The organism is Streptomyces sp. PH9007 (assembly GCF_059813725.1).
Map to the genome: position 1 here is coordinate 117,649 of NZ_CM187440.1, position 20,043 is coordinate 137,691.

Annotated in this window: 23 protein-coding genes; 12 read left to right on the top strand and 11 right to left on the bottom strand. The window is 73.1% G+C overall.

Annotated elements, in window-relative coordinates:
- Positions 1-22 precede the first annotated feature (22 nt).
- From ACTFAP_RS00505 to ACTFAP_RS00515, 3 genes are read right to left on the bottom strand one after another with little or no spacing between them, the layout of a single operon-like run.
- On the bottom strand, positions 23-1,120 hold the full coding sequence (locus ACTFAP_RS00505) for a YncE family protein (protein ID WP_500467932.1): 1,098 nt from the start codon (positions 1,118-1,120) through the stop codon (positions 23-25).
- Positions 1,117-1,716, bottom strand: coding sequence for an ankyrin repeat domain-containing protein (locus ACTFAP_RS00510; protein ID WP_451751755.1), 600 nt, complete (start codon positions 1,714-1,716; stop codon positions 1,117-1,119). Before ACTFAP_RS00510 ends, ACTFAP_RS00505 begins: the two co-directional genes overlap by 4 nt.
- 33 nt (positions 1,717-1,749) lie before the next feature.
- Complete coding sequence (locus tag ACTFAP_RS00515; RefSeq protein WP_500467933.1) at positions 1,750-2,298, bottom strand: GlcG/HbpS family heme-binding protein; 549 nt, start codon at positions 2,296-2,298, stop codon at positions 1,750-1,752.
- A gap of 226 nt (positions 2,299-2,524) precedes the next feature.
- Here ACTFAP_RS00515 and ACTFAP_RS00520 point away from each other — a divergent pair, with 226 nt between their 5' ends.
- Positions 2,525-3,655, top strand: a complete 1,131-nt coding sequence (locus ACTFAP_RS00520) for a sensor histidine kinase (RefSeq protein ID WP_500469594.1) — start codon at positions 2,525-2,527, stop codon at positions 3,653-3,655.
- 20 nt (positions 3,656-3,675) lie between these two features.
- Complete coding sequence (locus tag ACTFAP_RS00525; RefSeq protein WP_500467934.1) at positions 3,676-4,308, top strand: response regulator; 633 nt, start codon at positions 3,676-3,678, stop codon at positions 4,306-4,308.
- 303 nt (positions 4,309-4,611) lie between these two features.
- Here ACTFAP_RS00525 and ACTFAP_RS00530 read toward each other — a convergent pair whose 3' ends face one another.
- The 3 genes from ACTFAP_RS00530 to ACTFAP_RS00540 form a co-directional block, all read right to left on the bottom strand.
- Entirely contained in the window at positions 4,612-5,034 is a 423-nt protein-coding gene (locus ACTFAP_RS00530; RefSeq protein WP_390115531.1) for a secondary thiamine-phosphate synthase enzyme YjbQ, read from the bottom strand.
- Between the two features lie 93 nt (positions 5,035-5,127).
- Positions 5,128-6,150, bottom strand: coding sequence for a LacI family DNA-binding transcriptional regulator (locus ACTFAP_RS00535; protein WP_500467935.1), 1,023 nt, complete (start codon positions 6,148-6,150; stop codon positions 5,128-5,130).
- 56 nt (positions 6,151-6,206) lie between these two features.
- Positions 6,207-6,527, bottom strand: coding sequence for an L-rhamnose mutarotase (locus ACTFAP_RS00540; RefSeq protein WP_390115528.1), 321 nt, complete (start codon positions 6,525-6,527; stop codon positions 6,207-6,209).
- A 159-nt stretch (positions 6,528-6,686) separates the two neighbouring features.
- Between ACTFAP_RS00540 and rhaI the strand changes: the two genes are divergently transcribed.
- From rhaI to ACTFAP_RS00575, 7 genes are read left to right on the top strand one after another with little or no spacing between them, the layout of a single operon-like run.
- Positions 6,687-7,847, top strand: a complete 1,161-nt coding sequence (rhaI, locus tag ACTFAP_RS00545; RefSeq protein ID WP_386539678.1) for an L-rhamnose isomerase — start codon at positions 6,687-6,689, stop codon at positions 7,845-7,847.
- 5 nt (positions 7,848-7,852) lie between these two features.
- The gene (locus ACTFAP_RS00550) at positions 7,853-9,892 is read left to right on the top strand and encodes a bifunctional aldolase/short-chain dehydrogenase (protein WP_500467936.1); all 2,040 of its coding nucleotides are present in this window, start codon (positions 7,853-7,855) and stop codon (positions 9,890-9,892) included.
- Positions 9,893-9,917: 25 nt separating this feature from the next.
- Entirely contained in the window at positions 9,918-11,426 is a 1,509-nt protein-coding gene (locus ACTFAP_RS00555) for an FGGY-family carbohydrate kinase (RefSeq protein ID WP_495683052.1), read from the top strand.
- Positions 11,426-12,181 carry a (Fe-S)-binding protein gene (locus tag ACTFAP_RS00560; RefSeq protein ID WP_390115523.1) on the top strand — a complete coding sequence of 252 codons (756 nt, stop codon included), beginning with the start codon at positions 11,426-11,428 and terminating at the stop codon, positions 12,179-12,181. Before ACTFAP_RS00555 ends, ACTFAP_RS00560 begins: the two co-directional genes overlap by 1 nt.
- A 26-nt stretch (positions 12,182-12,207) precedes the next feature.
- Positions 12,208-13,665, top strand: coding sequence for a lactate utilization protein B (locus ACTFAP_RS00565; RefSeq protein ID WP_500469595.1), 1,458 nt, complete (start codon positions 12,208-12,210; stop codon positions 13,663-13,665).
- Complete coding sequence (locus tag ACTFAP_RS00570; RefSeq protein ID WP_495683053.1) at positions 13,662-14,297, top strand: LUD domain-containing protein; 636 nt, start codon at positions 13,662-13,664, stop codon at positions 14,295-14,297. The genes ACTFAP_RS00565 and ACTFAP_RS00570 overlap by 4 nt, the downstream gene beginning before the upstream one ends.
- Positions 14,298-14,340: 43 nt before the next feature.
- Positions 14,341-14,907, top strand: a complete 567-nt coding sequence (locus ACTFAP_RS00575; protein ID WP_400011050.1) for a TIGR03086 family metal-binding protein — start codon at positions 14,341-14,343, stop codon at positions 14,905-14,907.
- A gap of 34 nt (positions 14,908-14,941) precedes the next feature.
- Here the strand turns inward: ACTFAP_RS00575 and ACTFAP_RS00580 are convergent, their stop codons facing one another.
- Genes ACTFAP_RS00580 through ACTFAP_RS00595 form a run of 4 tightly spaced genes read right to left on the bottom strand, consistent with a single transcriptional unit; the run spans position 14,942 to position 17,093 of the window.
- The gene (locus ACTFAP_RS00580; RefSeq protein WP_500467937.1) at positions 14,942-15,073 is read right to left on the bottom strand and encodes a hypothetical protein; all 132 of its coding nucleotides are present in this window, start codon (positions 15,071-15,073) and stop codon (positions 14,942-14,944) included.
- On the bottom strand, positions 15,042-15,359 hold the full coding sequence (locus ACTFAP_RS00585) for a hypothetical protein (RefSeq protein WP_500467938.1): 318 nt from the start codon (positions 15,357-15,359) through the stop codon (positions 15,042-15,044). Before ACTFAP_RS00585 ends, ACTFAP_RS00580 begins: the two co-directional genes overlap by 32 nt.
- A 13-nt stretch (positions 15,360-15,372) precedes the next feature.
- On the bottom strand, positions 15,373-16,365 hold the full coding sequence (locus ACTFAP_RS00590; protein WP_390115519.1) for an aldo/keto reductase: 993 nt from the start codon (positions 16,363-16,365) through the stop codon (positions 15,373-15,375).
- 56 nt (positions 16,366-16,421) lie between these two features.
- Positions 16,422-17,093 carry a ThuA domain-containing protein gene (locus ACTFAP_RS00595; RefSeq protein WP_500467939.1) on the bottom strand — a complete coding sequence of 224 codons (672 nt, stop codon included), beginning with the start codon at positions 17,091-17,093 and terminating at the stop codon, positions 16,422-16,424.
- Positions 17,094-17,296: 203 nt separating this feature from the next.
- Between ACTFAP_RS00595 and ACTFAP_RS00600 the strand changes: the two genes are divergently transcribed.
- Positions 17,297-18,376 (top strand): DUF2332 family protein, encoded by a 1,080-nt coding sequence (locus ACTFAP_RS00600; RefSeq protein ID WP_495683056.1) that lies wholly within the window; start codon positions 17,297-17,299, stop codon positions 18,374-18,376.
- Between the two features lie 14 nt (positions 18,377-18,390).
- Positions 18,391-18,819: a TIGR03618 family F420-dependent PPOX class oxidoreductase gene (locus ACTFAP_RS00605; RefSeq protein WP_495683057.1), complete on the top strand. Its 429-nt coding sequence runs from the start codon at positions 18,391-18,393 to the stop codon at positions 18,817-18,819.
- Between the two features lie 21 nt (positions 18,820-18,840).
- Here the strand turns inward: ACTFAP_RS00605 and ACTFAP_RS00610 are convergent, their stop codons facing one another.
- Positions 18,841-19,527 carry an NERD domain-containing protein gene (locus tag ACTFAP_RS00610; protein ID WP_495683058.1) on the bottom strand — a complete coding sequence of 229 codons (687 nt, stop codon included), beginning with the start codon at positions 19,525-19,527 and terminating at the stop codon, positions 18,841-18,843.
- A 96-nt stretch (positions 19,528-19,623) separates the two neighbouring features.
- On the opposite strand from ACTFAP_RS00610, the gene ACTFAP_RS00615 reads away from it, so the two are divergent.
- Entirely contained in the window at positions 19,624-20,025 is a 402-nt protein-coding gene (locus ACTFAP_RS00615; protein WP_386539687.1) for an NUDIX hydrolase, read from the top strand.
- Positions 20,026-20,043 lie beyond the last annotated feature (18 nt).

Sequence of the window (20,043 nt, forward strand, 5' to 3'; positions counted from 1 at the left end):
TGGGCTCGCCCGTCACCGCCGGCTACAGCACCGCGATGTCCAGGGGGCGGTGGCCGGCCGGGAGTCGCCGGGTGGTGCCGGCGGCCAGGTCGACGACCGTGATGCCGTCCCAGTGGCCGTCGCGGGTGAAGCCGCCGGTGACGAACGCGGTGCCGCCGTCCGCCGAGAGCACGACGTTCTCGTGCGGGCCCTCCAACGGGATCAGCCGTTCGCGGCCGTCCGGTGCGCGGACGGTGAGGCTCGGCTCGACCGTGGCGGCACCGATGGGACCGGTGCCCACCACCAGCAGGGTGCCGTCCGGTGCCACGGTGACGCCGTGCTGGTGAGTGTCGGCAGTCATCGGCTCGACCGTCGACTCCTCGGTGTGCGGGTCGACAACAACGAGCCGTTCGCCTTCGAAGGGCAGCAGCAGATGTCCGTCACCGGGGCGCACAGCGGCGTAGTGCGGCTTGAGCCAGGAGGCGAGGCCGCCCTCGGTGCCGTAGGGCGCGACCTCGATGCGGCGCGGAGGGGAACCGTCCGCACGCACGACCGTCACGTCGAACGAGTCGTGATTGGTGACGTACACCTGCGACCCGTCCTGCGCCACGTCGACGTCGAAGGGCCGCCGGCCGACCGGGACAGTGCGGGTGACCTGGAGCGAGGCGGTGTCGATCGTCTCCAGGACTCCGCTGTCGCCGGGCACGTTCACCCCGACATGAACTCGCGACCCGTCGGGGGAGAGCGCGATGCCCATACCGCCACCCCGGTACTCACCGGTGGCCGGCGGCCCGGTCGGTGTCCGGTACGGGACGAGGGCCAGCCGCTTCCGGTCACGGGTGTCGACCACCGCGACTCCTTCCGCGGTCGCGACCCAGGCCCGGCCGTCCCCGCCGACGGCCAGGCCGTACGGCGCGGTGCCCACCCGCACGGAGTCGCTGTCTCCCGTGGCGGGGTCGACGAACGACACACTGTCGCTCCCGAAATCGGTGACGAGCAGCGTGCCGGCGGCGGCTGTTTCCCCCGGTGTGGAGGGGAGGGCCGCCGACTGCGGGTCGGCGGACGTCACCGGGCGCGGTGGCTCCCCGGCGCATCCGGCGAACAGCACTGCGGCCGCGGCGAGGAGCAGTGCCCACCTCATCCGCCGGCCTCGCGCAGCAGGGCCGCCAGGGAGGAGAATCCCCGGTGCTCGGCGTGCTCCAGGGGCGTGCGACCCTCGCCGTCGGGCAGGCCGGGGGTCGCGCCGGCGGCGAGCAGCAGGCCGACGATCTCCTCGTACGCAGAACCCCCGTCGCCCAGGATCACCGCCTCCAGCAGAGCGGTCCACCCCAGCCGGTTGACATGGTCGACATCCATCTCCGTCTCCCGCAGCACGGCCCGTACGTACGCCGTGTGACCGCGTTCGCACGCGGGGATCAGGGCGATGCCCCCGAAGCGGTTGGTCCGCTTCAGGTCGGGTCCGGCCGGCAGCAGGGTCCGCATCATCGCGACACTGCCGGTCACCCCGGTCACCAGCCAGGCGCTGTCCCGGCGATCGTCCTGCGCGTTCGGGTCCGCTCCTGCCGCGACCAGGGCCCGTGCCACGTCGACACGGTCGGCGAGCGCGGCGAGCAGCAGGGGCGTGCGCCGGTGGTCGTCGGTGACCTCCAGCGGGGCACCGGCGCGGATCGCCGCGCTCACCGCAGCGATGTCTCCGCGGTGAGCGGCTTGGAGCAGGTCATGGCCTTCGGCGTGCACAGGACGTCCCTTCGGGTGCGGGTGGAACCGGGCTCAGCGGAGACCGAGCGCGGCGGCGCCGGCGCGCGCGAACTCCTCGTCGAGATCGCCCCTGGGCGCGCCCGCGACGCCGATGCCGGCGACGGGGCCCCCGTCGGCGGTGACGGGCACGCCGCCGGGCAGGAACAGTGTCCCCGGGATGTCCCGCAGCGTGGGGGCGCCCTCCAGGCGCTCCACGAGATCCGAGGTCGGGGAGTTCCAGGACACCGCCGTGTACGCCTTCCGCTCCGCGGACTCGTAGGACTGCGGCCCCGCGCCGTCGCCCCGCAGCGTCACGACGGTGTTGCCGTCGCGATCGACCACCGCGACCGTCACCCGCTGGTCCGCCTCCTCGGCGGCGTCCAGCGCGGCCTGGGCGGCGAGGGTGGCCGCGGCGACGGTCAGGCGTTCGCTCTCCCGGAGGTGCCGGTCGTCGGCCCCGTCGCGCTGGGGGGCCGCGGGGGAGGCGGCGTCGGCCGGGGCATCGGCTTGGGCGGCCACGATGCCCATGGTTCCGGCGGCCAGGGCCACCACGGTGACGGTGACGGTCAGCGCACGCTTCATGTCGGGGTCTCTCCTCGTCCTGCGCGGCGGTGGCCCGCTGCCGTCCGCCCGCCGTCGATCCTCCGGCCCTTCCCACCCCCGCCGGGTCGTCCGATCGGATGACCCGGCGGCGCGCGGTACACGGCACCATGGGAGTGTTTGCGCAGTTCGGGCGAGTGGGGCGGAGGAACCGGTGACGCACGAGGAGGCCGCAGCGGAAGCGGACACCCGCCGGCTCGCGGCCGTCATGCACACGGCGTTCGCGCTCCTGCTGAGCGCTTCGCTGGTCCGGTTCCTGCTGCGCCACCCCGGCGAGCCGCGCACGCCGTGGATCATCGCGCTTTCGCTCACCCTGGCCGTTCTGTACGTGCTCGGCTCCCTCCCCGGCCTCCCCGCGGGCAGCCGGCTGGCCCGGCTGGCCGCCGTGGTGGCCGTCTGGGCGGTGCTCGTCGTCCTGGCGCCGAGCTTCGCCTGGTGCGCGGTACCGCTGCTGTACACAGGGTTGCGTGTGCTGCCCCCGCGTCCCGCGCTCGCCCTGGTCGGCCTGCTGACCGCGCTCGTCGTCGCCGCGCAGCTCCGGCTCGCCGACCGGCTCGACCCCACCGTGCTGCTGGCCCCGCCGGCGATCGCCGCCATCGCCACTGCCGTCTTCGAGCAGATGCGGCGGCAGGCCGTCCGGCAGCGCGAGCTCATCGGAACGCTGCTCCGCACCCGCCGCGACCTGGCCGCGACCATGCGCAGGGAGGGGATCCTCGCCGAACGCCAGCGCCTGGCCATGGAGATCCACGACACCCTGGCCCAGTCCCTGTCGAGCCAGCGGATGCTGCTCCAGGCGGCCGACCGCCTCTGGGAGACCGACCGGGCCCAGGCACGTGCCCACGTCCGCACCGCCGGGACGGTCGCCGACCACGGCCTCACCGAGGCGCGGCGCTTCGTCCACGACCTCGCCCCCGCCGACCTGGCCCGGGCCGACGGCCTGCCCGAGGCGCTCGGCGCCCTCGCCGCCCGTACGAGCGGGCCGGAGCTGAGCGTCCACTGCCACATCGAGGGCGCCCGCGACCTCCCGGACGACGCGCAGTCCGCGCTGCTGCGCATCGCCCAGGGCGCCCTCGCCAACGTCCGCGAGCACGCCGGCGCGACCACCGCCGTACTCACCCTCACTTTCCTGGAGGACCGTGTGCTGCTCGACGTGGCGGACGACGGCCGCGGCTTCGACCCCGCCCTCGCCCGGCCCGGCGAGGGGCCGGCACCGCGTGGTCACGGTCTTCCCGCGATGCGGGCTCGGGCCGGGCGGCTCGGCGGCACCCTCACCATCGAATCCGCGCCGGACCGGGGCACGGTCGTGTCCGTCACCATCCCCCTGGAGGCGACGCGGTGAGCGACGGGCCCCTCGCTGCCGTGTCAGGGACGAGCGTGCGCGTTCTGGTGTGTGACGACCACGCCGTGGTACGCGCTGGGCTGCTCGCCCTGCTGGGCAGCGCTCCCGGGCTGGAGGTCGTGGGTGAGGCCGCCGGCGGCGAGGAAGCCGTCGCGGTGGCCGCCCGGCTGCGGCCGGACGTCGTGCTGATGGACCTTCAGCTCGGTGGCGGGATCGACGGCACCGAGGCCACCCGCCGCATCACGGCCACCCCCGGCCACGGCCGCGTCCTGGTGCTGACCACCTACGACACCGACGCCGACCTGGCGCGCGCCATCGAGGCCGGGGCCACGGGCTACCTGCTGAAGGCCGAACGTCCGGAGGAACTGTTCGCCGCCATCCACGCCGCGGCCACCGGGCGCACCGTCCTGTCCCGGCCCGGTCCCGGCCGCGCCGCGGGCCGGGACCGGGCCACGCGTCCGCCGCTCACCGCCCGTGAACGCGACATCCTCGCCCAGCTCTCCCAGGGCCTGGGCAACCGGGACATCGCCCGCGCCCTCTTCATCAGCGAGTCCACGGTCAAGACCCATCTGGGCCGCATCTACGACAAGCTCGGCGTCGACACCCGCGCCGGTGCCGTGGCGGTGGCCAAGGAACAGCGGCTCCTCCCCTGACCGCCGCGGCCTCTGTGGCGCGGCACGGTCGGGCGGTTGCCGGCTGGAGCGCCTCCTGGCTCGGCGGGCTCCTGTGTGGGCGGGGCGCTTCGGGGCCCGGTGGTTCATGGCGCCGGCGGGATTCCGCGGTGATCGGCCCGGGCCGGGTACGAATCATCACCGGCCGGAACCGTGTAATGGGGCAACCCACGCTCCGGTTGCCGGCTCGTGTGCCGTTCGCTCCCGGTGTACCGCCCGTGGCCCAAGGAGGTGCCGTCGGCCGCGGGGTCGAGTCCCACCCGCCCCACATCAGAATGATCAGGGTCATCCCAGGAAGGTCAGGCGGACTTGGCGGTGGAGGTTGTCCTTGTTGGTGTCCACCAGGCAGACCGACTGCCACGTGCCCAGTTGGAGGCGGCCCGCCAGGACCGGGAGGGTGGCGTGCGGTGGGACCAGGGCGGGCAGGACGTGGTCGCGGCCGTGGCCGCGGGAGCCGTGGCGGTGGCGCCAGCGGTCGTCCGCCGGGAGCAGGTCATTGAGGGCGGCCAGCAGGTCCTCGTCGCTGCCCGCGCCGGTTTCCAGGATGGCGACGCCTGCGGTGGCGTGCGGGACGAAGATGTTGAGGAGTCCGTCCGAGCCCGGTGCGACGTCGGCGAGGAATTTGTGGCAGCGGTGGGTCAGGTCGATCACCGCCTCGGCGGATCCGGTGGTCAGCTGGAGCACGCTCGTGTGGAAGAAGTCGCTCATGATCCACACGCTAGAGCCTGAGCGCCCGGCGCGGGACAGGCGGGTGAGGCGCTCGGAGTACCGGGGGCGTACGCCGGGCGCGGGCGTCAGGTCTCAGTGATGCGGCGCCAGGGTGGAGTCACGGATGATGAGTTCGGGCTCAAGGACGATGCTCTGGTGCCGGTGACGGTCGGCCTCGTCGCCGGTCTCCTCCAGCAGGAGTTCGGCGGCCTGGCGGCCCATCCGGACGGCGGGCTGGCGTACCGAGGTGAGCGGCACGGCGGCGGCCGCGGCGAACTCGATGTCGTCGTAGCCGACCAGGGCGACGTCCTCGGGCACCCGCACGCCCTCGGCGAACAGGGCCTGGAGCACGCCCAGGGCCAGCAGGTCGTTGGCGCAGAAGACGGCCGAGGGCCGGGGGTCCATGCCCAGCAGCCGGGCGCCGGCGTCGCGGCCCTCGGGGACATCGAGGCGATCGGCCTCCACCACGCGCAGCGCCGACGCGTCGAGTCCGGCGTCGGTCAGCGCGGCGAGGGCGCCGTCGCGGCGGTCCCGGCACTGCTGGAGCGACATCGGGCCACTCACATAGGCGATCGACGAGTGCCCCTGGTCCAGCAGGTGCTGGACGGCCAGCCGGCCGCCCAGGATGTCGTCGACGGAGACCGAGCAGCCCTCGGCGCTGGGCAGCACGCGGTCCACCAGGACGAAGGGGATGCGGTGCCGGCGGAACTCGGCGAAGTTGCGGCCGGTGAGATCGGCCGGGGTGACGAGGACGCCGCGCACCCGCTGTTCGGCGAAGAGCGAGAGGTAGTCGGCCTCCTCGGTGACGCTCTGGGCGCTGTTGCACAGCATCACGCCCAGCGAGGCGCCGCGCGCGACGCGTTCGGCGCCGGAGGCGACGTCCACGAAGAACGGGTTCGCCATGTCCAGCACGAGCAGCGAGATGATGCGGCTGCGGCCGGCCCGCAGCTGGCGGGCGGACTCGCTGCGGACGTAGCCCAGCTCGCTGATCGCGCCGAGCACCCGCTCGCGGGTCTCCTCGGCGACCATGTGGGGGCGGTTGATCACGTTCGAGACGGTGCCGACCGACACCCCCGCATGCCGGGCGACCTCTTTGATGCCCACCGTCTGTGCCATCCGACCTGCCCCGTTCTTCGCTCCGCCGCTCCCTGCCGCCGGGCCATGGTATGTGCTCAGGGGAGGTGGAAGACCTCGGTGAGCGGGCGCATCGCCTCGTCGGGCCGGGCGCCGTCCAGCGCTTCGAAGTACTCCCCCATCGCCGCCTGCCAGCGGGCGTTGACCTCGGTGGCGGCCATGGCGCGCTGGGCCGCGGCGAAGTCGTCGGTCTCCAGGTAGCCGACCAGCAGCCCGTCCTCCCGCAGGAACAGGGAGTAGTTGTGCCAGCCGGACTCGGAAAGCGCCTGCTTCATCTCGGGCCACACGTCGGCGTGCCGTTCGCGGTACTCCTCGGCGCGGTCCGCGCGCACCTTCAGCAGAAAGCACACTCGTGGCATGGACCCGACCTTCCTGAAAGGTTTCATATTGGCTCTCGGCAAGCTAGTCATCCGCTCCCCCGGCGTCAAGATCGTGGCCTGCCGTTCCCTTGACAGCGATCGAGGCGCCTCATAGCGTCTCTATGAAACGATTCACAGCTGCCCGGGAGCCCTGATCGCATGACCGCTCCATCCGCCGTCAAGGCGGCCCTGACCACGCAGTCCATCGAGACCCCGTCGTGGGCTTACGGAAACTCCGGCACCCGCTTCAAGGTGTTCGCGCAGCAGGGTGTGCCGCGCACCCCGCGGGAGAAGCTGGACGACGCCGCCCAGGTGCACCGGTTCACCGGTGTGGCGCCCACCGTGGCGCTGCACATCCCCTGGGACACGGTCGACGACTACGCCGGCCTCGCCGCGTACGCGGGCGATCTCGGGCTGCGGCTCGGCGCCATCAACTCCAACGTCTTCCAGGACGACGACTACAAGCTCGGCAGCGTCACCCACCCCGACGCCGCCGTGCGCCGCAAGGCCCTGGACCACCTCCTGGCCTGTGTCGACATCATGGACGCCACCGGCTCGCGGGACCTGAAGCTGTGGTTCTCCGACGGCACCAACTACCCGGGGCAGGACGACATCCGGCTGCGCCAGGACCGGCTCGCCGAGGCGCTGGCCGCGGTGTACGAGCGGCTCGGGGACGACCAGCGGATGCTGCTGGAGTACAAGTTCTTCGAGCCCGCCTTCTACACCACCGATGTGCCGGACTGGGGCACCGCGTACGCGCACTGCCTGAAGCTGGGCCCCAAGGCGCAGGTGGTGGTGGACACCGGGCACCACGCCCCGGGCACCAACATCGAGTTCATCGTCGCGCTGCTGCTGCGCGAGGGGAAGCTGGGCGGCTTCGACTTCAACTCCCGCTTCTACGCGGACGACGACCTGATGGTGGGGGCGGCCGACCCCTTCCAGCTCTTCCGGATCATGTACGAGGTGGTGCGGGGCGGCGGCTTCACCAGCGACGTGGCCTTCATGCTCGACCAGTGCCACAACATCGAGGCGAAGATCCCCGCGATCATCCGCTCGGTGATGAACGTCCAGGAGGCGACGGCCAAGGCGCTGCTGGTGGACGCGGCGGCCCTCGCGGCGGCGCAGACCTCCGGTGATGTGCTGGCCGCCAACGCCGTGCTGATGGACGCCTACAACACCGACGTGCGGCCGCTGCTGGCCGAACTGCGTGAGGAGCAGGGTCTCGACCCGGACCCGATGGGCGCCTACGCCCGTTCGGGCTGGGCCGAGCGCATCGTCGCCGACCGCCAGGGCGGTCAGCAGGCCGGATGGGGGGCCTGATCACCATGACGCACTCGGACATCGTGGCGCAGCTGCTGGAGCGTTCGCACCGGCTGGGCGCCGATCCGCGCAACACGAACTACGCGGGCGGCAACACCTCCGCCAAGGGCACCGCGAGCGACCCGGTCACCGGCGGCGACGTGGAACTGATGTGGGTCAAGGGCTCGGGCGGTGATCTGGGCACCCTGGCCGAGGGCGGTCTGGCGGCCCTGCGCCTGGACCGGCTGCGGGCCCTGAAGGACGTGTATCCCGGTGTGGACCGGGAGGACGAGATGGTGGCGGCCTTCGACTACTGCCTGCACGGCCGGGGCGGGGCGGCCCCCTCCATCGACACCGCCATGCACGGTCTGGTGGAGGCGGCGCACGTGGACCATCTGCACCCGGATTCGGGGATCGCGCTGGCGTGTGCGGCCGACGGCGAGGCGCTGACCAAGGAGTGCTTCGGCGACAAGGTGGTGTGGGTGCCGTGGCGGCGGCCCGGTTTCCAGCTGGGTCTGGACATCGCGGCGGTACGGCGGGCGCACCCCGAGGCGATCGGCTGCGTCCTGGGCGGGCACGGGATCACCGCCTGGGGCGCCACCAGCGAGGAGTGCGAGCGCAACTCGCTGCACATCATCAGGACCGCCGAGGCCTTCCTGGCCGAGCGCGGCGCGGCGGAGCCGTTCGGGGCCGAGCTGCCCGGGTACGGGGCGCTGCCGCAGGACGAGCGCCGGGCCAGGGCGGCCGCGCTGGCGCCGGTGATCCGCGGGCTCGCCTCCACGGACAAGCCGCAGGTGGGTCACTTCACGGACTCCGAGCCGGTGCTGGACTTCCTGGCCCGTGCCGAGCACCCGCGGCTGGCGGCGCTGGGCACCTCCTGTCCCGACCACTTCCTGCGCACCAAGGTCGCGCCGCTGGTGCTCGACCTGCCGGCGGACGCCCCGCTGGAGGAGGCCGTGGCGCGGCTGAAGGAGCTGCACGCCGCGTACCGCGAGGAGTACCGGGCGTACTACGAGCGGCACGCCGAGCCCGGTTCGCCCGCGATGCGCGGCGCGGATCCGGCCATCGTGCTGGTGCCGGGGGTGGGGATGTTCTCCTTCGGCAAGGACAAGCAGACCGCGCGGGTGGCGGGCGAGTTCTATGTGAACGCGATCGCCGTGATGCGCGGGGCCGAGGCGGTCTCCCGCTACTCCCCCATCGAGGAGTCGGAGAAGTTCCGCATCGAGTACTGGGAGCTGGAGGAGGCCAAGCTGCGGCGGATGCCGCCGCCGGCTCCGCTGGCGACCCGCGTCGCGCTGGTGACCGGTGGTGGCAGCGGCATCGGCCGGGCGACGGCGCTGCGGCTGGCGGCCGAGGGCGCGTGCGTGGTGGTCGCCGACCGGGACGAGGCGGCGGCGCGTGCGGTGGCGCAGGAGCTGGGCGGCGCGGACCGGGCTGTCGCGGTGGCCGTCGATGTGACCTCCGAGGAGCAGATCGCGGCGGCCTTCGAGGCGGCGGCGCTGGCGTTCGGCGGGGTGGACCTGGTGGTCAACAATGCCGGGATCTCCATCTCCAAGCCGCTGCTGGAGACCACGGCGGCCGACTGGGACCTGCAGCACGACATCATGGCGCGCGGTTCGTTCCTGGCCTCCCGGGAGGCGGCGCGGATCATGATCGCGCAGGGCATGGGCGGTGACATCGTCTACATCTCGTCGAAGAACGGGGTGTTCGCGGGGCCGAACAACATCGCCTACGGCGCGACCAAGGCCGACCAGGCGCACCAGGTGCGGCTGCTGGCGGCGGAGCTGGGTGAGCACGGCATCCGGGTCAACGGCATCAACCCTGATGGTGTGGTGCGCGGTTCCGGCATCTTCGCCGGTGGCTGGGGTGCCAAGCGGGCCGCCGTGTACGGCGTGGACGAGGAGAACCTGGGCGCGTTCTACGCCCAGCGGACCCTGCTCAAGCGGGAGGTGCTGCCGGAGCACGTGGCGGCGGCGGTCTTCGCGCTCACGGGCGGGGATCTCACCCACACCACAGGTCTGCACATCCCGGTCGACGCCGGGGTGGCCGCGGCGTTCCTGCGCTGAGTCCCATCAACCCCTGAGGAGAGTTGTGTCCGCCTCTTCCCCCACCGGCGCCGCGCGGGATTTCGCCGCGGTGGATCTCGGTGCCTCCAGCGGCCGGGTGATGCTCGCGCGGGCCGGCGGCGGTGAGCTGTCGCTGCGCGAGGCCCACCGGTTCGCGAACCGTCCGGTACGGGTCCTGGGCACCTTGCACTGGGACGTCCTGGCGCTGTGGGACGGGGTGCTGACCGGGCTGCGGGCGGCCGGCCGGGAGGCCGGCGGCCCGCTGGCCGGGGTCGGCATCGACTCCTGGGCGGTCGACTACGGGCTGCTGGACGCCTCGGGCGCGCTGCTGGGCAATCCGGTGCACTACCGGGACGGCCGGACGGACGGGGTGGCGGCCCAGGTGGCCGGTGTGCTGCCGCCGCGTGAGCTGTACGCGGCCACCGGCCTGCAGGAGCTGCCGTTCAACACCGTGTACCAGCTGGTGGCGGCGCGGGGTTCGGCGCAGCTGGCGGCGGCGCACCGGCTGCTGCTGATACCGGATCTGATGGCCTACTGGCTGACGGGCCGGGCCGGCACCGAGCTGACCAATGCCTCCACCACGCAGCTGATCGATCCCCGGACCCGGACCTGGTCGCCGGTGGTGGCCGAGGCGCTGGACATCGATCAGGGGCTCTTCCCGCCGCTGCGGCTGCCCGGTGATCCGGCCGGGGAGCTGACGCCGGAGGTGCTGGCGGAGACGGGCCTGGCGGGCCCGGTGCCGGTGTGGGCGGTGGCCTCGCACGACACGGCCTCGGCGGTGGTCGGGGTGCCGGCGGAGGGGGAGCGGTTCGCGTACATCGCCACCGGTACCTGGTCGCTGGCTGGCCTGGAACTGGACGCGCCGGTGCTGTCGCAGGAGAGCCGCCGGGCGAACTTCACCAATGAGCTGGGCGTGGACGGCACGGTGCGCTATCTGCGCAACATCATGGGTCTGTGGCTGCTCCAGGAGTGTCTGCGGGAGTGGGAGCGCACGGGTACCCCGTACGGGCTGGAGCCGCTGCTGCGCGACGCCGCCCGGGCCGAGCCGCTGCGTTCGGTGGTGGACGCGGGTGATCCGGAGTTCATCGCGCCCGGGGACATGCCGGGCCGGATCGCGCGGGCCTGTGCGCGTACGGGTCAGCCGGAGCCGAGAGACGCGGCCGAAACCGTACGCTGTGTGCTGGATTCGCTGGCGCTGGCCCACCGGGTGACGGTGCGTGAGGCGCAGCGGTTGTCGGGGCGGAGTGTGGACACGGTGCATGTGGTGGGCGGCGGGGCCAGGAACGAGTTGCTGTGCCAGCTGACGGCGGACGCCTGCGGGCTGCCGGTGGTGGCGGGTCCGGCGGAGGCGGCGGCGCTGGGCAATGTGCTGGTGCAGGCCAGGGCGGCGGGGGTGCTCGGTGGTGGACTCGCCGAGCTGCGGGGCTTGCTGCGCGCCACCGCGCCGCTGCGGCACCATGAGCCCATGGGTGACGCGGGCGCGTGGGACCGGGCGGCGGCCCGGATCTCCGGCGGCCGGGAGGTGGGGCGGTGATGCGGGTCGCGCTGTTCGTCACCTGTGTGAACGACACCCTGTATCCGCAGACGGGGCGGGCGGTGGTCACCCTGCTGGAGCGGCTGGGGGTGAGCGTGGACTTCCCCGTGGAGCAGAGCTGCTGCGGGCAGCCGCAGTTCAACACGGGCTACCGGTACGAAAGCGAGCCGCTGGTGCGCCGCTACGCCAAGGCGTTCGAGGGGTACGACTACATCGTGGCGCCCTCGGGTTCGTGCGCGGCGATGGTGCGGGACAACTACCCGCGTATCGGCAGCAAGGCGGCGGCGGAGGGGCGTGGCGGGGAGCTGGCCGAGCTGGCGGCCTCGGTGGTGCCCAGGACGCTGGAGCTGACGGAGTTCCTGGTGGATGTGCTGGGGGTGACGGATGTGGGGGCGTACTACCCGCACCGGGTCACGTACCACCCCACCTGTCACGGGCTGCGGATGCTGGGTCTTGGCGAGCGGCCGCGCCGTCTGCTGTCGGCGGTGCGGGGGCTGGAGCTGGTGGAGCTGCCCGGGGCGCAGGAGTGCTGTGGTTTCGGCGGCACGTTCGCGGTGAAGAACGCGGCGGTGTCGGCGGCGATGGGCGCGGACAAGGCCCGCAACATCGAGACGACCGGTGCCTCGGCGGTGTGCACGGTGGACAACTCGTGCCAGATGCACATCGGGGGCACGCTGTCCCGGCTGGGTTCGCGGGTGCGGCCGGTGCACATCGCGGAGATTCTGGCGAACACCGAGGAGGTGCCGTTCCGGTGAGCGGTGGTACGGGGACGTATCTGGGCATGCCGCCGTTCCCCCGGGCGGCCAAGGACGCGGTGGGCAACACGACGCTGCGGGGGAATCTGCGGCACGCCACGCACACCATCCGCGACAAGCGGGCGGCGGCGGTCGCCGAGTTGCCGGACTGGGAGCGGCTGCGGGCGGCCGGGGCGGCGATCAAGGACCGCACGCTGCGCCATCTGGACCGCTATCTGGAGCAGTTGGAGGCGTCGGTCACGGCGGCCGGCGGGATCGTGCACTGGGCGGCGGACGCGGCGGAGGCCAACCGGATCGTCACCGATCTGGTGCGGGAGACCGGGGAGCGGGAGGTCATCAAGGTCAAGTCGATGGCCACCCAGGAGATCGGTCTCAACGAGGCGCTGGAGGCGGCCGGCATCCGTGCCAACGAGACGGATCTGGCCGAGCTGATCGTACAGTTGGGCGACGATCTGCCCTCGCACATCCTGGTGCCGGCCATCCACCGCAACCGGGGCGAGATCCGGGACATCTTCACGGAGAAGATGGCGCGCTGGGGGCGGGCGGCGCCCGAGGGGCTCACGGATTCCCCGGCGGAGCTGGCGGAGGCGGCGCGGCTGCATCTGCGGGAGAAGTTCCTGCGCGCCAAGGTCGGGATCTCCGGGGCGAACTTCATGGTCGCCGAGACCGGCACGCTGGTGGTGGTGGAGTCCGAGGGCAACGGCCGGATGTGCCTGACGCTGCCGGAGACGCTGATCTCGGTGGTGGGGATCGAGAAGGTGATTCCGTCCTGGCAGGACCTGGAGGTGTTCCTGCAGACGTTGCCGCGCTCCTCGACGGCGGAGCGGATGAATCCGTACACCTCGATGTGGACGGGGACGACGGACGGGGACGGGCCGCGGGTCTTCCATCTGGTGCTGCTGGACAACGGCCGCACCGACACGCTGGCCGACGAGGTGGGCCGGCAGGCGCTGCGCTGCATCCGCTGTTCGGCCTGTCTGAATGTGTGCCCGGTGTACGAGCGGGCCGGCGGGCACGCGTACGGGTCGCCGTACCCGGGGCCGATCGGGGCGATTCTCACCCCGCAGCTGCGCGGGACGGCCAGTGAGCTGGACGCGTCGCTGCCGTACGCCTCCTCGCTGTGCGGGGCGTGCTACGAGGTGTGCCCGGTGGCCATCGACATCCCGGAGGTGCTGGTGCATCTGCGGGAACGGGTGGTGCAGGGCGGTCCGGTGACGGTGCGGGGCACCCGGACCCGGATCCGTCCGGCGAAGGGGCACGCGGCGGAGCGGGCGGCGCTGCGGGCGGCGACCTGGGCGCTGGACCGTCCGGGGGCGCTGCGGGCCGGTCAGCGGCTGGCGGGACGGGCGCGGCGGCTGGTGCCGCGGCGGCGGCTGCCGGGGCCGGGACGGGCGTGGACGGCGAGCCGGGACGTGCCGGCGGTGCCGGCCGAGCCGTTCCGTGACTGGTGGCAGCGGCGGACGCGAGAGGCGGGCGGGGAATGAGCGCGCGGGAGATGGTGCTGGCGCGGGTGCGGCGGGCGCTGGCGGACGTGCCGCGCGAGGAGACGCCGGATCAGGTGCCGGTGGTGCGGGACTATCTGGCCAGTCACTCACCGGCCGACCCGGTGGGCATGCTGGCGGAGCATCTGGCGGACTACCGGGCGCTGGTGCACCACACGGACGAGGCCGGGCTGCCGGCGCTGATCGGCGGGCTGCTGACGGCGCGCGGCGCGCGGTCGGTGGTGGTGCCGCAGGGGCTGCCGGATGCGTGGCTGGTGGCGGACGGGGTGCGGCAGGTGCCGGACACCGTGGAGCTGACCGCCGCCGAACTGGACGCGGTGGACAGTGTGGTGACGGGCTGCGCGGTGGCGATCGCGGAGACCGGGACGATCGTGCTGGACGGCGGGCCCGCGCAGGGGCGGCGCCGGATCACGCTGGTGCCGGACCATCACGTGGTGGTGGTGCGGGCGCCGGAGCAGGTGGTGGACTCGGTCGGGCAGGCGCTGCCGCGGCTGGTACCGGGCCGGCCGCTGACGTGGATATCGGGTCCTTCGGCCACCAGTGACATCGAACTCGACCGGGTCGAGGGCGTACACGGGCCGCGCACGCTCGAGGTGGTGCTGGTCCGGGGGTGACGTTTGCGGGGGGTATCACACACACGCGACAAGGAGGTACCCCATGCGGCTGACGGAAGCCTATGAGCGGGCGCTGGCGGGGTTCGACCGCCGGGTGCGGCTGGTCGGCGCCGGGCAGTGGGACGCGCCCACGCCGTGCGCGCAGTGGTCGGTGCGGGATCTGGTCAACCATGTGACCGGGGAGCAGTTGTGGGCGCCGCATCTGCTGCGCGGGGAGACGCTGACCGAGGTGGGCGACCGGTACGACGGGGACGTGCTGGGCGATGACCCGGTGGCGGTCTGGGAGCGGGCGGCACGCGAGGCCCGGGCGGCGTTCACCGGGCCCGGGGCGCTGGACGCCCCGGTGCACACCAGTGGCGGGCTGACCCCGGCGGAGGACTACGCGCGGCAGATGACACTGGATCTGACGGTGCACGCCTGGGACCTGGCGCGCGGCACGGACACCGATGACCGGCTCGACGAGGAGGTGGCGGAGATGGTGCTCACCTACGTGGAGCCGCAGATCGGCGGCTGGCAGGGGTTCGGGATCTTCGACCCGCCGGTGGAGGTGGCGCGGGACGCCCCGGTGCAGGAGCGGCTGGTGGCGCTGCTGGGGCGCGACCCGGCCTGATCGGCGGGTGGGCCGTTGTCCGCCGCCGCCCCGCTCACATCCGTGGCCGGTCCGGGGTGAGCAGGGCGGTGTCGATCGCCGTGGTGTGCGGGGTGAGCAGGGCGAGGAGTTGTTCGGTGGCGGCGGCCAGGACCTTACGGCCGTTGCCGGGTTCGACGGACTCCATGAGGAAGAGGACCTCGCGCGAGTGCGGGGGTGACCTTGGTGCGGTCGGAGTCGCGGTGGTTCCAGTGCCGAGTGAGGACGGCGGGGCCGCCGGTGTGCTCGTCGGCGTAGACGACCTCGCCGGGGCGGGCGGCGTCGGTAGTGTCCGGCTCGCCGAGCGGGGTGAACGTGTCGCCGTCGGTGGCGAAGCGCACGGGCGCGGGTACGGGACTGCGGGCGATCCAGCTGATCGAGCCGGACCAGCGTCCGGACCGTGCCCCGCCCCCGTCGTCGTGGGGGCGGGGCACCGGTCGCGGTGGGTCAGCCGGCCAGCAGGGTGTCGATGCGGGCCAGTTCGTCCTCGGTGAGCGGCCCGGCCTCCAGGGCGGCGAGGTTCTGGTCGAGCTGGGCGACGCTGCTGGCGCCGATCAGCACCGAGACCACCCGGGGGTCGCGCAGGACCCACGAGAGCGCCAGCTGGGCCAGGGTCTGGCCGCGTCCTTCGGCGACCTCGTTGAGGGACCGCAGCAGGGTGAGCCGCTCGGCCGGGAGGGCGTCGCGCTTGAGGAAGTGCCCCACGGCCATCCGGGAGTCCTGCGGCACCTCGCCGGAGAGGTAGCGGTCGGTGAGCAGGCCCTGGGCGAGCGGGGAGAAGGCGATGAGGCTGGTTCCGGTCTCGCCGATGGCGTCCAGGACGCCGTCCTCCAGGGCCCGGTGCAGCATGTTGTACGGGGACTGGTGGATGAGCAGCGGGGTGCCGAGTTCGCGCAGGATCTGCACGGCGCGGCGGTGCTGCTCGGCGGGGTAGTTGGAGATGCCGGCGTACAGGGCCTTGCCGGAGCGGACCGCGTGGTCGAGGGCGCCGAGGGTCTCCTCGAGCGGGGTGTCGGGGTCGTAGCGGTGGGAGTAGAAGACGTCGACGTAGTCCAGACCCATGCGGGTGAGGGACTGGTCGAGGCTGGCGATCATGTTCTTGCGCGAGCCCCATTCGCCGTACGGGCCGGGCCACATGTGGTAGCCGGCCTTGGATGCGATGAACAACTCGTCGCGGTAGGGGCGGAAGTCCTGGGCGAACAGCGTGCCGAAGTTGATCTCGGCCGAACCGGGGGGCGGGCCGTAGTTGTTGGCGAGGTCGAAGTGGGTGATGCCGCGGTCGAAGGCGCGGCGCAGCACGGCCCGCTGGGTCTCCAGCGGGCTGGTGTCACCGAAGTTGTGCCACAGCCCCAGGGACACGGCGGGCAGCAGCACGCCGCTGTGGCCGGAGCGGCGGTACTGCATGGTGTCGTAGCGGTCGGCGGCGGCGGCGTAGGGCACCGGGTCTCCTCGCGAGGTTCAACGTTTTCTTTCATCCTGGCACAGAATCGATCAGATCATCGATCTTTTTCCGGGCGCTCGGTGACCCAGTCCAGGGCACCGCGCAGATGGCCCCGGAACGCCTCGTCCCCGTACGCCTCGGCGGTGTGGCCGAGCGAGGTGTAGAAGGAGCGGCCACCGGTGTTCTCGTGGCACCACACCAGAGGGTGGTCGGCGCCCATCCGGCCGCCGGTGTAGGTGGATTCGTCGGCGGACGCCAGGACGCGGACCCGGCCGCGCGGGCTGGCGGTGAAGTGGTACCACTCGTCCGTGAAGGTCCAGCGCGCCGGCAGATGGGCCGTGGCGGGGTGGTCGTGGTCCTCGACCTCGACCACGCCCGGCTGGAGTGCGGGGTGGCCGTCGAAGCGGGCGCCGACCAGTTCGCCGTACCACGGCCAGTCGTACTCGGTGCCCGAGGCGGAGTGCACACCGAGGAAGCCGCCGCCCGCCTCCTGGTGGGCGCGCAGGGCGTCCCGGGCCGGCGGGGTGAGGACGGCACCGGTGGTGGACAGGAAGACGGCCGCGGCGGCGCCGGGCAGCGCGGCGGCGAGCGTGTCCGGGTCCTCGGTGGCCACGACGGTGCGGCCTCGCTCGGCGGCCAGTTCGCGCAGGGCGTCGATGCCCTCGGGGATGGAATCGTGGCGGAATCCGGCGGTGCGGGTGAACACGACGAGATGCTCGGAAGTCATGGATCCCTATGCTAGAAGGCGCTTCGCCGCACGGGCGGTGCCGGGCGCCGGGGGGCGCTTTCTCCGGCTGGGGGGTGTGCGCCGTACCTCCGCGCTTCAGATCCGCCGGATCGTGGGAAATCAGATAACAACCCGCCCAAGTGTCTTCCGTTGACCGCCTTCAGGGCCCCATGATCTTGGGCATTCCCGAGTGAGGAGTACGGATGCCCCGTGATCAGGTTGCCCTCGTCTTCAGCAAGCAGGCCGTCGCCTGCGCCCGGTTGGGCTCCCCGCTGTACGGGGCTCTGCTGGAACGGGTGGCCCGGGACATCCGGGAGGGCGGCCCGTGCGCGGACGTGCTCGACGGGTACGGCGACCTCGGCGAGGCCGACGCGCTGCCGCTGCGGCTGATGGGCGCGGTGCACGCCCTGGTGCTCACCGGGCGGGCGCCCGAGCTGGCCGAGCACTATCCCAGCGCGGGCGGGGTCTTCGATCCCGGGCGTCCGGACGCCGGCTGGTCCGCCTTCCTGGCGACCGTGACGGCGGAGCCCGGCTGGGTGCGCGAGTGGCTCGGACGGCCACCGCAGACCAACGAGGTCGGCAGGGCGGTCCTGCTGCTGGCCGGGCTGCTGTACGCCATTCCCACCGCCGCGCTGCCCGTCCGGCTGTTCGAGCTGGGTTCCAGCGCGGGACTGAATCTGCGGGCCGAGCAGTTCCGTTACCGGGCCCCGGACTTCTCCTGGGGCAACCCCGACTCGGCCGTGCAGCTGGACCCGGTGTGGAAGGGCGAGGCGCCCGGCTGGCTGACCGAGGGCGTACGGCGGCATCAGGCGCTGCGCATCGTGGAGCGCAGGGGCTGCGACCTGACCCCGATCGACCCGCTGTCCCCGGACGGGGCGCTCGCCCTGCGCGCCTACGTGTGGCCGGACCAGACGGCCCGGGTGCGCCGGCTGGACGGGGCCCTGCGGATCGCCGCCAAGGTGCCCGCCACGGTGGGCGCGGCGGGCGCCGCGGAGTTCCTGTCCGGCGTGCGCCTGGAGTCCGGCACCATGACCGTGGTGTGGCACTCGGTGATGCGCCAGTACGTGCCGGACGCCGAATGGGCCCTGGTGGAGCGGGAACTGGAGCGGCTGGCCGAGGCGTCCACGGCGGACGCGGGGTTCGCCTATCTGTCGTTCGAGCCGCGCACGGTGGGTGAGCTGAAGCGGTTCGCGCTCTCGGCGCGGCTGGGCCGGGCGCCTGAAGAATTCCTGGCGTTCGCCGCGCCGCACGGTCTGCCCGCGTGGTCCCCCGGTCAGGACTGACGCACGATGGGCCCATGGGACATCTGATGACTGCGGACGAGTGGCGGACCTTCCTCAGCGCGGGAACCAGGACCGGGAAGCTGTCGACGGTGAGCGAGGACGGCGGCCCGCACGTGGCGCCGGTGTGGTTCGTGGTGGACGGCGACGACATCGTCTTCAACACCGGCAAGGGCACCGTCAAGGGCCGCAACCTGGCCCGGGAGGGCCGGGCGGCGCTGTGCGTCGACGACGAGCGCCCCCCGTTCAGCTTCGCCGTGGTGCGCGGGCGGGTGAGTCTCAGCGAGGAACCGGGTCAGCTGCGGGAGTGGGCCATCCGGATCGCGGAGCGGTACATGGGGGCCGACCGGGCGAAGGAGTACGGCGAGCGCAACGGCGTACCGGGAGAACTGCTGGTGCGGCTGCGGGTGGAGCATGTGTCCGCCGTCGCCGATCTGGCGGAGTAGGCGGCGTACGCGCCGGCGTGTTCACGCCTCGCGCCAGGTGCGGCGGTCACGGGCCACGCCGTGGATGGCGCCGACCCGGTCCGGGGTGAGGACGGCCCCGTACCGGGTGAGCCGGTCGAGGTCACCGTCTCGCAGGATCCGCACGTCGGAGGGCACCGTGCCGTACCCGATCCGCCCGGCCGCCACGCAGATGAGCACCGGGGTCACCGGTACCGGAAAGCCACAGCCCCGGGTCAGGGCGTGCGCGGCACGCGCCGCGCCGCGGCGGCAGTGCCGCAGGTGGGGCTCGGTCCGCCGGGCCCCGACCCGCACCAGGTCCTCGTCCGGGTCCCCGATGCGCAGCGGGCGGCCGCGGTGGCCCACGGTGTGGCAGCCGAAGACCCCGGCCGGGCCGATCGCCAGGTGGGGCAGGGTGGCGGCGCCGGGCAGCGGGATGGAGTGCAGCACCTGCCAGCCGGCGCCGGTGAGCCGGTCGAGGGCGGCCCCGGCCGACTGTTCCCCGGCGAGCCGCCGGCGCAGCGCCACGGCCTCACCGTCCCGGCCGAGCAGGGCGCGGGCCAGCCGGCGCGCGGGGTGCGCGGGACGGCGATCGAGGAGCCCGTACAGCGTCTCGCCCGGCCGGTTGGGGGCCAGATCGTCGTCCGGATGCAGCCACAACGGGCCGCTGTCGCGCCGCCGGGCCGGGTTCGGTTCCTGACCGGGCTCCATCCGTCACCCCCTCGGGTCCATGACACCATCGTCACGGTCCGGCGGCGAACAGGCATCCCGCCGGGGACGGGTACCGGCGAAGGAGAGTGCGGCATCGTGGCGGGGCTGATCGACACCGTGGCATGGGTGCATCTGGACCAGGGGCGGATTCTGGGGGTGCGTTCGCGGGGCAAGCGGCTGTTCTACATCCCCGGCGGCAAGCGGGACGGCGCGGAGAGCGACCACGAGACACTGCTGCGGGAGGTGCGCGAGGAGCTGACGGTGGCACTGGTGCCCGAGACGGTGGCCCATGTGGGGACGTACGAGGCGCAGGCGGACGGCTATCCGGCCGGGACGATGGTGCGGATGGCCTGTTACACGGCGGACTTCCACGGGACGCTGAGCGCCAGCAGCGAGATCGAGGAGATGGCCTGGCTGTCGCTGGCGGAGAAGGAACGCACGGCGCCGGTGGATCACGCGGTCTTCGAGGATCTCGCGGCGGCCGGACGGCTGCGCTGAGCCTTACCATGGCGGTTC